The organism is Goekera deserti, assembly GCF_010685995.1.
In the GTDB taxonomy this organism is placed as follows: Bacteria; Actinomycetota; Actinomycetes; order Mycobacteriales; family Geodermatophilaceae; genus Goekera; species Goekera deserti.
Window position 1 is genome coordinate 1 of record NZ_JAAGWK010000017.1, and the last position, 13026, is coordinate 13026.

Annotated in this window: 12 protein-coding genes and 1 rRNA gene; 3 read left to right on the forward strand and 10 right to left on the reverse strand. The window is 76.7% G+C overall.

The window, feature by feature from the left end:
- Positions 1 to 731: TetR/AcrR family transcriptional regulator (locus tag G1H19_RS12570; RefSeq protein WP_163638821.1), on the forward strand; the 731-nt coding region annotated here is incomplete at its 5' end.
- A gap of 18 nt (positions 732 to 749) precedes the next feature.
- Here the strand turns inward: G1H19_RS12570 and G1H19_RS12575 are convergent.
- The 5 genes from G1H19_RS12575 to G1H19_RS12595 all read right to left on the reverse strand — a co-directional run bounded on the left by G1H19_RS12575 (position 750) and on the right by G1H19_RS12595 (position 5905).
- A complete protein-coding gene (locus G1H19_RS12575) occupies positions 750 to 1529 on the reverse strand; it encodes a methyltransferase domain-containing protein (RefSeq protein ID WP_235927829.1) in 780 nt (259 codons plus the stop codon).
- A gap of 69 nt (positions 1530 to 1598) precedes the next feature.
- Positions 1599 to 3728 carry a DNA repair protein RecN gene (recN, locus tag G1H19_RS12580; RefSeq protein ID WP_235910066.1) on the reverse strand — a complete coding sequence of 710 codons (2130 nt, stop codon included), beginning with the start codon at positions 3726 to 3728 and terminating at the stop codon, positions 1599 to 1601.
- On the reverse strand, positions 3715 to 4752 hold the full coding sequence (locus G1H19_RS12585; RefSeq protein WP_162392104.1) for an NAD kinase: 1038 nt from the start codon (positions 4750 to 4752) through the stop codon (positions 3715 to 3717). Before G1H19_RS12585 ends, recN begins: the two co-directional genes overlap by 14 nt.
- Positions 4749 to 5546, reverse strand: a complete 798-nt coding sequence (locus G1H19_RS12590; protein WP_152731176.1) for a TlyA family RNA methyltransferase — start codon at positions 5544 to 5546, stop codon at positions 4749 to 4751. Before G1H19_RS12590 ends, G1H19_RS12585 begins: the two co-directional genes overlap by 4 nt.
- A complete protein-coding gene (locus G1H19_RS12595) occupies positions 5546 to 5905 on the reverse strand; it encodes a hypothetical protein (RefSeq protein WP_152731177.1) in 360 nt (119 codons plus the stop codon). Before G1H19_RS12595 ends, G1H19_RS12590 begins: the two co-directional genes overlap by 1 nt.
- A 278-nt stretch (positions 5906 to 6183) precedes the next feature.
- On the opposite strand from G1H19_RS12595, the gene G1H19_RS12600 reads away from it, so the two are divergent.
- A complete protein-coding gene (locus tag G1H19_RS12600; RefSeq protein ID WP_162392103.1) occupies positions 6184 to 6522 on the forward strand; it encodes an SCP2 sterol-binding domain-containing protein in 339 nt (112 codons plus the stop codon).
- Positions 6523 to 6707: 185 nt separating this feature from the next.
- Here G1H19_RS12600 and G1H19_RS12605 read toward each other — a convergent pair whose 3' ends face one another.
- Positions 6708 to 7811, reverse strand: a complete 1104-nt coding sequence (locus G1H19_RS12605) for an HAD-IIA family hydrolase (protein WP_162392102.1) — start codon at positions 7809 to 7811, stop codon at positions 6708 to 6710.
- A 101-nt stretch (positions 7812 to 7912) separates the two neighbouring features.
- Positions 7913 to 8308 carry a tetratricopeptide repeat protein gene (locus G1H19_RS12610; RefSeq protein WP_162392101.1) on the reverse strand — a complete coding sequence of 132 codons (396 nt, stop codon included), beginning with the start codon at positions 8306 to 8308 and terminating at the stop codon, positions 7913 to 7915.
- Positions 8309 to 8444: 136 nt separating this feature from the next.
- On the opposite strand from G1H19_RS12610, the gene G1H19_RS12615 reads away from it, so the two are divergent.
- Positions 8445 to 9764, forward strand: coding sequence for a DUF1015 domain-containing protein (locus G1H19_RS12615; protein ID WP_152731178.1), 1320 nt, complete (start codon positions 8445 to 8447; stop codon positions 9762 to 9764).
- Between the two features lie 2 nt (positions 9765 to 9766).
- On the opposite strand, the gene G1H19_RS12620 is transcribed toward G1H19_RS12615, so the two are convergent.
- From G1H19_RS12620 to rrf, 3 genes are all read right to left on the reverse strand, one after another.
- Positions 9767 to 10126 carry a single-stranded DNA-binding protein gene (locus G1H19_RS12620; protein ID WP_152731179.1) on the reverse strand — a complete coding sequence of 120 codons (360 nt, stop codon included), beginning with the start codon at positions 10124 to 10126 and terminating at the stop codon, positions 9767 to 9769.
- An 84-nt stretch (positions 10127 to 10210) separates the two neighbouring features.
- Positions 10211 to 11098: a tetratricopeptide repeat protein gene (locus G1H19_RS12625; protein ID WP_162392100.1), complete on the reverse strand. Its 888-nt coding sequence runs from the start codon at positions 11096 to 11098 to the stop codon at positions 10211 to 10213.
- 1607 nt (positions 11099 to 12705) lie between these two features.
- Positions 12706 to 12822, reverse strand: a 5S ribosomal RNA gene (gene rrf, locus G1H19_RS12630).
- Positions 12823 to 13026: the final 204 nt, after the last annotated feature.

The following is a 13026-nucleotide window of genomic DNA, read 5'->3' on the forward strand; positions in this document are numbered from 1 at the left end:
CGGCACCGATGGCCTCGGCACCGTCCGTCCCGGCGGTGACCGCTCCGGCGCCCATCGCCCCGCCGCCCACCGCCCCGGCAGCAGCCACCCCGGCCCGCAAGGCCGTGGGTGCCCGGGAGCTGCGGCGTCAGCAGACCCGCGAGACGATCGTGGACGCGGCCGCGGAGCTGTTCGCCGAGCGCGGCTTCGACCAGGTCAGCGTGCTGGAGATCGCGCAGCGGGCCGGTGTGGTGGAGAAGACGGTGTTCAACCACTTCCCGGTCAAGGAGGGGCTCGTCTTCGAGTCCGACCCGCCGATGCGGGCCGCGCTGATCGAGGCGGTGCGCCGGCGCCCGCTGGGCAGGTCGGTGGCGTCGGCCGCCGGCGGGTTCGTCGTGGCGGCGATCGGCCAGCTGGGCTCCCCGGCGGCGATCGACGCGGTCGCCGAGATGGCCCGCGTGGTGCGCGGCAGCCGCACGCTGATGGTGCGCGAGCGGGAGATCCTCGGCACCCTGACCGACGCCCTCGCCGAGCAGATCCGGCTGGAGACCCGGGCCCCGGACGGCGACCTGGAGCCGTGGCTGGCCGCACACGCGGTGCTCGGCCTGTACGCGGCGCTGCTGGAGCTGGCCCGGGACCGGGCGCTGGCCGGCACACCGGGTCCGGTGATGGCCGAGGAGCTGCAGGCCGCCGGACGACGCGGGCTCGCCCTGCTGGAGCGCGGGCTGGCGGGGTACGCGCCCGCCCGCTGACCCCGGGGCGCGGGGGCGTCAGCCGTGCAGCTGCAGGGCGCGCATCAGCTGCGGCTCGCGGTCGCCGGGCACGTCCGGGTCCTGGGTGAGCAGCGCGACCGCGACCATGTACTCGTCGGGCCCGGCCCAGCCGCGGCCCTCGGCGCAGATCCGCTCGATCTGGCGGCGCACGACCGGCTCGCTGCTGTACTGCCCGAAGTCCAGGCCCATGGCGAGGAAGTTGACCACCCGGTAGCCGGCGTCCCGGGCGGTGGCCAGCGTGGTCACCGGGTCGGCGTAGCTGGGCAGGGCCACGATGACGTGCCGGTGCCCGGCCTTGAGCAGCTGCAGGGTGAGGTCGTTGCCGAACTCGCCGCCCCACAGCTCCGGCATCAGGATGTCCCGGCTGGGGGCGGGGATGTAGGGCGGGTTCGAGATCGCCGTCGAGGGCCGCGGGCCGGCCGCGGAGTCCGCCTGGTCGAAGAAGTCGCCGAGCTCCACGGTGTACCGGTCGCCGACCCCCCGCTCGGCGATGTTCTGCCGGGCGCGGTCGACCGACGCCGGGCTGATGTCGTACCCGTGCACCCGCAGCTCCGGCACCGTACGGACGACGTCGGCGATCGCGGAGGCGTCACCGCTGCCGAGCTCGACGACGCCCTCGGCGCGCCAGGGCAGGTGGTCCCGGTACTGCTGCAGGAGCATGCAGACCGAGAAGGCGTAGTGCGCGGACTCGTCGGCGCACGTGAACGTGTTCCGGGAGCCGTCGGCGGTGTTGGGGGCACCGGTACGGGCAGCGAGCGTCGGTGAGCAGCTGGGCACGGGACCCACCTACCCCGACCGGCCCGATTCCTACTCCTGTCGTGCACGACCGGTCGACCGGTCGACCGATCAGGCCCGCGGTGCGCCGTCCCGGGTCTGGTCGGCGACCTCCAGCAGCTCGCGGGCATGGGCCTGGCCGGTGTCGCTGTCGGCCAGGCCCGAGAGCATCCGGGCCAGCTCCCGCACCCGGTCCTCGCCGGCGACGGCGCGGATGTCGGTGGCGGTGACCCCGGCGCCGGTGTCCGGGGACTTGTCCACCACCAGGTGCGTGTCGGCGAACGCGGCGACCTGCGCCAGGTGCGTGACGACGACGACCTGGTGGTCGGTGGCCAGCCGGGCCAGCCGGCGCCCGATCTCACCGGCGGCCTGACCCCCGACCCCGGCGTCGACCTCGTCGAACACCATCACCGGCACCGGGTCCGCGCCGGCGAACACCACCTCGATGGCCAGCATGACCCGGGACAGCTCACCGCCGGAGGCGCCCTTGTGCACCGGGCGGGCAGGCGCACCGGGGTGCGGCGTGAGCAGCAGGGCCACCTCGTCGATGCCGTCGCTGCCGGGTCGCCCGGGGTCGCTGTCGATCCGGAAGGACACCGAGGCGCTCTTCATCGCCAGCCCGGCGAGCTCGCGGCCGACGTCGGCGGCGAACCCGGCCGCTGCGGCCCGGCGGCCGGCGGAGACCTCATCGGAGAGCGCGGCCAGTTCCTCCCGGGCGGCGTCCCGGGCGGCGGTGAGCGCCTCGAGTGCCTCGTCGGACACGTCGAGCTCACCCAGCCGGCGCTCGGCGTCCTCGGCCCAGGACAGCACCCCGGCCAGCCCGGCTCCGGCGTCGGCGTACGTGCGCACCAGCGCGGTGATCGCGGCGCGCCGGTCGAGCACCTCGGCCAGCCGCGCGGGGTCGGCGTCCAGGTCGGCCACGTAGGCGGCGAGCTCCGCGCCCACGTCGGCCACCAGCGCGGCGGCCTCACCGAGCCGCTCGGCGAGCACACGCAGGTCGGGGTCACCGGCACCGGCGAGCACCTGTTCGGCTCCGGCCAGGGCGGTGCCGGCGTCCTGCGGGGGCTCCACTCCCCCACCGAGCTCACCGGTGACGTCGCCCAGCAGGGCCATCCGGGCGGTGTCGGCCGCGCTGCGCAACGCGTCGGCGTCGCCCAGCCGGGCCGCGGCGGCGTCGAGCGCCTCGTCCTCACCGGCGGTGGGCCCGACGGCGGCGATCTCCTCCAGGCCGTGCCGGAGCACGTCGGCGGCCTGGGCCAGCTCACGGGTCCGGGCGCGACGGCGGTCCAGGTCCTCGGCGAGCGCGCGCCACCGGGCGTGGGCCTCGCGGTGGGCCTCGACCAGCGCCAGGTGCTCGGGGCCGGCGTAGCGGTCCAGCGCGTGGCGCTGCTCGGCGGGACGGGTCAGTCGCAGCTGGTCGGTCTGGCCGTGCACGGCCAGCAAGCTCTCGGACAGCTCGGCGACCACGCTCACCGGCACGCTGCGCCCACCGAGGTGGGCGCGGGTCCGGCCCTCGGCGCTCACCGTGCGGGCGAGGATGAGGCTGCCGTCCTCGTCGGGTTCGGCTCCGGCGTCGGCGGCGCGGGCCCACACCGGGGAGTCCGGGGGCAGCAGCAGCCGGCCCTCCACCCCGGCGCGGCCTCCTGCCCGGACCCGCCCGGGGTCGGCGCGTCCACCGAACAGCAGCGTCAGCCCGGTGACCACCATCGTCTTGCCGGCGCCGGTCTCCCCGGTGACCACGGTGAGCCCGGGACCGAGCTCGAGGGTCACGTCGTCGATCGCGCCGAGCCCGCGGATGCGCAGCTCGGCGAGCGCCCCCCGGTGCCCGCCCCCACGCACCCCCGGCCGGGAACCGCCCGGTGCCCCGGTGCCGCGGCCCGGTGCGCGCTCGTCCGTCGCGCCCCGGCCCGGGGAGCCCGCGGTCACGGGAGCGTCGTCCGGGGCGGTGGGGTCCGCCGGCATGGTCCGCCTGGTCCGGTCCCGGTCGGCGGGTGCGCCACCGGACTGGTCCACGGTGCCGGACTGGTCCACGGTGCCGGACTGGTCCACGGTGCCGGGCTGGTCCACGGTGCCGGGCTGGTCCACGGTGCCGACCTCGCCGGCCGCGCCCGACTCCTCCACCGCGCCGGCAGGACGCCGGGCGGCGGCCCGCTTCCGGGCCGCGGTCATCGTGCCGGCGCGCGCCGGGTCAGTGCGTGCCATCCGGTGCCTCCTCGGCGGGGGTGGTGGCCGGGGCCGACCCCGGCGTCTCGTCGCGCAGCAGCACGTTGCGCGCAGGGCCGCCGACCTCCTGGCCCAGGCTGGTGGACCGGGCCTCCCGGAACCCACGGACCGGCAGGCCGAACTTGGCGACCAGCCGGTCACCGAAGGTGGTGGGGTGCACGCGGGCGATGCGCACCGGACGGGCCGAGCGGCGGACGTCGACGCGCCCACCGACCGGGATGTCCAGCACCCGCCGGCCGTCGGCGGAGACCCGGGCGTGCGTCCCGTCGGCCGGGATGGCGACGGTGAGCACGGACTCCGGGGAGGTGACCAGCGGCCGGGCGAACAGGGCATGGGCGTTGGAGGGCACCAGCAGCAGCGCATCGACGTCGGGCCAGACGACGGGGCCGCCGGAGGAGAAGGCGTAGGCGGTGGAGCCGGTGGGGGTGGCGCACAGCACGCCGTCGCAGCCGAAGCTGGTCAGCGGCCGGCCGTCGATGGCCAGCACCACGTCGAGCACGCGCGACCGCTCGACCTTCTCCACCGACGCCTCGTTCAGCGCCCAGGTGCTGCCGACGGCGCGACCCTGCGCATCGCGGACGGTGACCTCCAGGGTGAGCCGCTCCTCCACGGAGTACTCGCAGTTCTCGATCGCCGACAGCGTCTCCTCGACGGCCTCGGGCTCGGTCTCGGCGAGGAAGCCGACCCGGCCCAGGTTCACGCCGGTCAGGGCGGAGTTGGACGGCCGGGCGAGCTCGGCGGCCCGCAGGAAGGTGCCGTCCCCGCCGAACACCATGACGATCTCGGTGCCCTCGGCGGCGCCCGGACCGAAGTGCACGACCTCGACGTCGGGGATGGCCAGCTCCTCGGCCTCGTCGTCCAGCAGGCGCACGACGATGCCGGCCCTGGCCAGCCGGGCGGCGGCACGGCGGGCGAGGTCGACGATGTCGGCTCGCCCGGTGTGCACCGCCAGCAGCACCCGGCGGGTCTCGTCGGGAGCAGGTGCGGGGGTTGCGGGGATCACTGGGGGCCTTCCTCGACGGCACGGTGCACGTCGGACTGGTCGGGTGGGAGGGCGTCCTGCCGCAGCCACAGGAAGAACTCCACGTTGCCCGCCGGTCCGGGCAGGGGGCTGGCGACGACACCGGCGGTGCCCCAGCCGAGCTCCGCCGCGGCACGCGCGACGGTGAGCACGGCGTCGGCGCGGTCGGCGGGGTCGCGGACCACGCCGCCGGAGCCCAGCCGGGCCCGGCCCACCTCGAACTGGGGCTTCACCATCGGCAACAGGTCCGCCGACCGGTCCGCGCAGGCCGTGAGAGCGGGCAGCACGAGGCGCAGGGAGATGAACGAGAGGTCCGCGACCACCAGCTCGACCGGGCCGCCGATGTCATCGGGGGCCAGTGTGCGCACGTTCGTGCGCTCGTGCACGGCCACCCGCGCATCGGTCCGCAGCGACCACGCCAGCTCGCCGTAGCCGACGTCGACCGCCACCACCTCCCGGGCGCCGCGACGCAGCAGGACCTCGGTGAAACCGCCGGTGGAGGCACCGGCGTCCAGTGCCCGGCGGCCCTCGACGGGGACGGGGAAGGACTCCAGGGCACCCAGCAGCTTGTGCGCGCCCCGGGACACCCACGTCGGACGGTCGGGGTCGGTGCGCACCACCACGGGGGTGTCCGGCTCGACCGCGGTGGCCGGCTTGGTGGCGGCCCGCCCGGAGACGGCCACCCGCCCCTCGGCGATCAGCGCGACGGCGTGGTCCCGGGACCGGGCCAGACCGCGGCGGACGAGCTCGGCGTCGAGCCTGCTGCGGCGCACCATCAGAGCTGGTCGATGGTGGCGAGCCGGCGTTGCAGCCGGTCCAGCTCGGCCTCGAGGACGGCCACGTGCTCACCGACCGGCCGGTCACCGAGGTCGATCGCTGGCGCGGCCGCGCCTGGCGTGCCGGCGCCGAGGGGCTCGCCGGGGGTGGGGGCCGGCCCGAGGCCGGGGGACGTGGGGTGGCCCGCGCCGGTCGCCGGCGGCCCGGGAACGGGCCGGGCGGGGGCAGCGGGGACGGGCCGGGCGGGGGTCGTCGAGGCTGGTGTCACACCGCTGGGGTGCCGCACCGCGGACGGCCCGGGCCGGGGTGCACCGGGCGGGGGTCCGGGCAGCGGGGACCGGCGGTCGGGCGTGGTCACGTCGCGGTCCTCCGATCGATGGGACGGGGTGGACCGGCTGCCGGCCGGACCGTGGCCCGGCGAGTCGGTCCCCGGCGGCACGGGCCGCCAGGCCCCTCTGGAACGGTACCGGTCGGTCGGGCGCAGCGACCGCCCAGCGCACGACCGGTACCGTGCCCCGGGGCACCGCTCCCCGTGGAGGAGCCGGTCGCCCCCGTGGTCGACCGGACCGGGCACGCCCGCGCCCCGGCCGCCGGGGACCCGGCCCGCACGCCACCCGACAGAGGAGACCCATCGCCGTGGCCACGCTCGAGCAGTGCATGACCGCACTCGACGGCTTCGTCAGCAGCCTGGCGGCGAAGCCGGCGGCCGCCGGACTCGACCGACGGGTGTCCTGCCGGCTGACCGACCTGGGGCACGTGCTGCAGGGCCGTCTGGCGCACGGCGTCGCCGAGGACGTGGAGGCGGTGCCGGACGGCCCGGACGTGCCCAGGGCCGACATCCGCCTCACCATGACCAGCGACGACCTGGTGGCGATGACCAACGGTGAGCTGGCCTTCGCCCCGGCCTGGGCCAGCGGGCGCGTCAAGCTCGAGGCCGGGATGCGCGACATGCTGAAGCTGCGCTCGCTGCTCTGACCCGCCCTCCCGGGCGACCGGACGGCGCACTGCCCGGGGCTCGGCTGCGGTCCGGAGCTCAGGCGCGGCCAGGGGCCCGGTCAGCAGCTCCGGCACGGTCTGCCACCCGGGCACGGTGACGGCACCGGACGCGGTCCGACCGTCGCGCAGGGGCCGGGCGCCGGTCGCGGACTGGATGCCGGTGCTCATCCGGACGCCAGACCCCAGCCACGCACCAGCGCCCACGTCGCGTCGTCGCTGCCGCGGACGGTCGTCGGCTGTCCGGCCTCGGGGTGGCGGGCCCAGTGTGCGACGCACAGCGCCCGCAGCGCGTCCAGCCCGTCGTCGGGGACGCCCGCCGCGTCGTCGGGCAGGTCGGGCACGTCGAGTGCGGCGGACAGGACCAGCTCGTCGGTGGCGACCCGGGCCAGCCACCGTCCGCACCGCCGGCCGCCGTCCTCACTGAGCACGGGCGGGTGGGCGGTCAGCACACCTGAGGCGTCGGCGGAGAGCAGGTCGGGCCGGTGCAGGGGCACGGCGGCCAGCAGCGTCGCCGGGGTGGTGACCCCGGACAGCACGAGCAGGCTGTCGGCCCCGGCGCGACGGCTGCCCTCGATGTCGGTGTCCAGCCGGTCGCCGACCACCAGCGGGCGCCGGGCCCCGGTGCGGCGCACGCACTCGGCGTGCATGGCCGGGTCCGGCTTGCCGGCCACCAGCGGGGCTCGACCCGTGACGGTGCTGACCACCCCGACCAGCGCCCCGTTGCCGGGCAGCACCCCCCGCGGGGAGGGGATGGTGGCGTCGGTGTTCGTGGCCACGTGCACGGCTCCTCCCCGCACGGCGACCACGGCCTCGGCCAGGTCGGCCCAGCCGACGTCCGGGCCGTAGCCCTGCACGACGGCGTCGGGTGCCTCGTGCGCGCCGGTCACGACGGTCAGCCCGGCTGCCCTCGCCGCCGCGGACACCCCGGGACCGCCGACCGCGAGCACCCGGGCATCGGCCCCCAACCGCTGACCCACCACGGTGGCGGCGGCCTGCGAGCTGGTGATGACCTCCTCGGGGCGTGCCTCGATGCCCAGGTCGCACAGGTGCGCGGCCACCTCCTCCGGCGTGCGGGCGGCGTTGTTGGTGACGTAGGCCAGCCGCATGCCGGCGTCCCGCGCCGCGCGGAGCGCCTCGGGGACACGCGGGACCGCGTCCCGACCGACGTAGACGACGCCGTCGAGGTCCAGCAGCGCGACGTCGTGGACACCGCTGGGCGCAGCGCAGCCGGCACTGAGCGGGGGCGGGGCGGTCGTCTCGGTGCTCACGGGGACTCCACGGCTCTCGTCGGGCGGGCGGGTACGGCGTCGAGTCTGCGGGGACGCCGCGCACCCCGGTCCCCCGGGAGGGTGCCAGCCGGCCGGACCGGTCAGTGGTCGGTCGCGGATCGGCGGGCCCGCACGCCCCGCAGCGCCTGGGCGTAGTGGTGCAGGTCCGGGCGCATCGCGACGGCGAGCGCCAGGTGCTCGGCTGCCACGCCGAGCTCCCCGGAGCGGCCGGCGGCCAGGCCCAGACCGAAGTGGGCGTAGTGGTCGGTCGGGCTGGCGGCGGCGAGGGCACCGAAGCTGTCCATCGCCTCCCGGTGCTGGCCGGCGTCGTACTGGGCGCGGGCGAGTGCCTCCAGCACGTCGCGCCGGCCCGGCTCGCTCTCGGCCACCCGCGCCAGCAGCGTCGCCGCGGCTGCCGGGTTGCCCGCGGCGAGCAGGTCCAGGCCGCGCCGGTACCACTCGTAGACACCGCCCTCGGGCAGGGTTCCGTCCGACACCGCAGCTCCTCACCGTCCGGCTGTCACCGCCGTTGGCCTCGGCGGCACGGGCGTACCCGCCTCCGGCGCACACCGGGACGGGCACCGCCGACCGCGAGGCGGGGCGCCGCCGGGCGGCACTCCTACGATCGGCTCCATGGCCTCGTCGTCGGCGGACTCCCGACCCACCGCCCGCGGCGGCCTGGACGTGCGGGCCTTCCACGGGCTGGTGTACCGGCAGCAGGACCCCGACCACCTGGCTCGTGTGACCTCGCCGGCCTACGACCTGGTGACCGCTGCCGGCCGGGACCGGCTGGCCGCCGTCGACCCCCACAACATCGTGCGCCTGATCCTGCCCCGCGTCGAGGCCGGGCCGGTGGTCCCCGGGACGCACGGAGCACCCGCGGACGCCGAGCCGGTCGACTCCGCCCGGCAGGCGGCCGGGACCCTGCGGGACTGGCTGACCGACGGCGTGCTCGACCGGACGTCGGCCCCCGGGCTCTGGCGCTACGAGATGCGCGGCCCGGGCGCCGCGACCACCACGGGCTGGCTCGGCGCCGTCACGCTCCCTGCGCCCGGATCGGACGCCGTGCTGCCGCATGAGGACACCTACGCGCCGGCCGTCGAGGGCCGGCGGGCGCTGCTGGCCGCGACCGGCACCGACCTGGAGCCGATCGTCCTGGCGCACGACGCCGACGACGAGCTCGCCGAGCTGACGACGCAGGCCGGTCTGGCGGCGCCGGACATGGAGGTCGCCGACCCGGACGGGGTGTCCCACCGGCTGTGGGCGGTGACCGACCCGGAGGCAGTCGCCGCGCTGACCCGCGCGCTCGGCAGGACCAGCGCGGTGATCGCCGACGGGCACCACCGCTTCGCCGCCGCCCGGGCGCACAGCCGATCCGGCGCCCCCGGCAGTGACTCGGTGCTGGCGCTGCTGACGCCGATGGGCCCCGGCGGCCTCCGGGTGCACGCCATCCACCGGGTGCTGCCGGACCTGCCGCTCGGTGCGGCCACCGAGGCCGCCCGGGCCGGCTTCCGGACGCGGGAACTGGCCACGCCCGCGGGCGTGCCCGACGCCGTGCGCAGCTGGCTCGACCGGGAGGATGCGGCCGGGTTCCTGCTCACCGACGGCGACCACGTCGTCGTGCTCGACCAGCCCACGCCGGAGGTGCTCGCGGCGGTGCCCGGTGAGGCGCCGGCCGCGTGGCGGAGGTTGGACGTGGTGCTCGCCCACCACGGGCTGATCACCGGGCTGTGGGGACGTCCCGACGACCCGTCCTCGGTGCTCATCGCCCACGACGTGGCGGAGGCGCTCGGAGCGGCTCGGGAACGGCAGGGCACGGCTCTGCTGTTGCGTTCCCCGTCGCCCGCGGGGGTCGCTGCCGTGGCACGGGCCGGCGCCCGGATGCCCCGGAAGTCGACGTTGTTCGTGCCCAAACCGCGGACGGGCCTCGTGCTGCGCCCGCACCTCGGCTGACCTCACGCCGTCCGGGCCGGGGAGCCGGTGCCGGCGCGGGCCACCTTGCGCCCCCGCCGGCAGTCGACCTCGTAGGTCGTCCCGGTGCCGCTCACCGTGCGCCAGAAGCGGCGCTGCAGGGCACCTTCCACCTCGATGAGGTCTGCGGCGGCCCAGGCGACCGCGTACCTCCGCAGCGCGGGCAGGAAGCTGATGCAGGTGATCGTGTCCGTCGCCGGCACCTGCGGGCGGGGGTCGTCCCGCTCCACCACGAGGCGGAACACCACCAGCGGGTCACCGCTGGGCAGGACCCGCAGCTCCGCAGGCGCGGACAGCCGTCCACGCAGCACCACGTCGTCCCGATCGACCACAGCCAGGCTCATGTGCCCAGGCTGCCCACCGGCCGGTCGTGGTGACAGGCCCGCCCGCCATCTGTGGACGGGCCTGCCACCTGTGGACGACGGGCGTCAGTTCGTCGGTGCCCCGTGCTCGTCGTCCTCGTCCTCGTCGGGCGAAGCGAGGACGGGGGCCGCCTGGAACAGCCGGGTGTGGTCGTGCTCCACGGCGGCCCGGGGCGGCGGGGTCTCCCCCAGCAGCTCGGCGACCTCGGCCTCCACGTCGTCCTCGGCCGGGTCGTACTCGACGCCGGCCGCGTCCCCGAGCTCGTCGTCGTCGCCGACGGTCGCCTCGCCGGTGGCGACGTCGCCGGACGCCTCGTCAGCGGCAGAGGGCCCGCCCTCCTCCTCGTCGTCGTCCTCGTCCTCGTCCTCGTCCTCGTCCTCGTCCTCGTCGGCGATGGTGCCGAACCGGTCGGAGACTCCGGTGAGGTCGTCGGGGTCGGCGGCGGCGATGGCTGCGTACCAGTCCATCGCGAGCTCGTCCTGGCCGTCCTCCTGCAGCGCGTCGGCGTAGGCGATGGCCAGCCGCAGGCGCCCGAGGTCGGCGCGGCCGAGCTCCGCCGGGCGAGGCCGGCCACCCATGGCCGCCGCGAGCACGAGGATGGCGGCCGGGAGCTCACCGAGGTCCTGACGGGCACCTGCCTCGACCAGCCGGAGCTCGATGACCTCGTCCCGGTCGGGCGTGGCCTCCAGTGCCTCGGCGACCAGCCGCAGCGCGACGTCGGGGCGGCCCTGGGCCCGCTCGCAGTCGGCCAGGACCGCGCGGTAGGACTCGTCGCCGCTCATCCGGCGGTAGGCGCGCAGCTCGCGGGCGGCCTCGGCGAAGTCGCCCGCGTGGTAGGCGGCGACGCCGACGGCCTCGCGGACCGCGGCGACCCTCGAGGCCCGGTCGCGCGCCGCGCGTGCGTGCGCGAGCGCGGCCACGGGGTCGTCGTCGACCAGTCCCCCGGCCGCCACGAGGTGCTGGCCGACCTTCTCCGCGTTCCGGGGGTCCAGGCCGCGCAGCGCCTGCCGGACGGCGGGGTCGAGGTCGTGCTGGTCGACCCACTCCGGCAGGGCGGGGCCGGGGTCGCGCCGGGGCCGGTCGTCGAACGAACCGCCGGGGCGGCCGGCTCGGTCACCCGACGGGCGCCCAGCACCCTGCGGGCGTCCACCCGAGGGACGACGGTCCTGCCACGCGGGCCGGTCACCCGACGGACGCCCGCCACCCTGCGGGCGATCACCCGTGGGGCGCCGGTCCTGCCACTGCGGCCGATCACCCGACGGACGCCCGCCACCCTGCGGGCGATCACCCGAGGGACGCCGGTCCTGCCACCGCGGCCGATCACCCGACGGACGCCCGCCACCCTGCGGGCGATCACCCGAGGGACGCCGGTCCTGCCACTGCGGCCGATCACCCGACGGACGCCCGGGACCCTGGGGACGGTCGCCGGACGGACGCCGGTCCTGCCACTGCGGCCGATCCCCACCAGGACGGCCGCCATCCTGCGGGCGATCTCCAGCGGGGCGACGGTCCTGCCACGCCGGCCGGTCACCCGACGGACGCCCGGCACCCTGCGGGCGGTCCCCGGACGGACGACGGTCCTGCCACTGCGGACGATCACCCGACGGACGCCCGCCACCCTGCGGACGATCCCCCGTGGGGCGACGGTCCTGCCACGCCGGCCGGTCACCGCTCGGACGACCGGGACCCTGAGGACGGTCACCGGACGGACGCCGGTCCTGCCACTGCGGACGATCACCCGACGGACGACCGCGACCCTGGGGACGATCACCCGAGGGACGTCGGTCCTGCCACTGGGGACGATCGCCACCGGGACGACCGCCACCCTGCGGGCGATCCCCCGATGGGCGACGGTCCTGCCACGCCGGCCGGTCACCCGACGGGCGCCCGGCACCCTGCGAACGGTCCGAGGACGGACGTCGGTCCTGCCACTGCGGACGATCACCACCGAGTCGACCAGCACCCTGCGCCCGGTCGCTCAAGGGGCGCCGGTCCTGCCACTGCGGACGATCACCACCGGGTCGACCAGCACCCTGCGCCCGGTCGCTCGAGGGGCGACGATCCTGCCACTGCGGACGATCCTCACCCTGCGGACGCCCAGCACCCTGCGGGCGTCCAGCGCCCGGGGCGCGGTCACCGGTAGGTCGGCGGTCTTGCCAGGTAGGGCGGCCGGTGCCCGGCGACCGGTCACCGGGGGGTCGCCGGTCCTGGCCCTGCGGACGGTCAGCGGATGGGCGTCCACCCGGGGAGGGCCGGTCGTCCCGGGACGAGGGGTAGTCCCGGCCCCCACGGTGACCCGCCGGGTGCTGCGGGCGGTCGCCGCCGCGACCCGAGGCTCCGGGCCGCCCACCGCGGCCGGCCGGCGTGCCGCTGCCCCGTCCACCGGAGCCGTCGCGAGGACCTCGGCCGCCGGCTGAGCCGGAACCGCGTCGGGGGGAAGTCATGACTGCGTTGACACCTCGTGGATCATCGGCGCCCCCGCAGGGTGCACCGGGCGGTCTTCCGGACGCACGAAAACGGGGGTCGAGGCATGTGCCTCGACCCCCGTTCCGTAAAAGATGTCCGGCGGCGTCCTACTCTCCCACCCAGTCCCCCGGGCAGTACCATCGGCGCTGAAAGGCTTAGCTTCCGGGTTCGGAATGAGACCGGGCGTTTCCCTTTCGCCATGACCGCCGTAACGCTGTGAAGATATCCCCCCACACCACACCCCGAACCCCCCACCCCGACCACGGTCCGGGCCCTCGAGGGCCCGAACACGGGTGGGGTGGTGCATGGGTGTGGCACTGGGGGTGGGACACGAATGCCCGCACCTTCAGAACCGCACAGTGGACGCGAAACAACCTGCAAGACAGTCGGTGGTGTGTGTCAAGCCCTCGGCCTA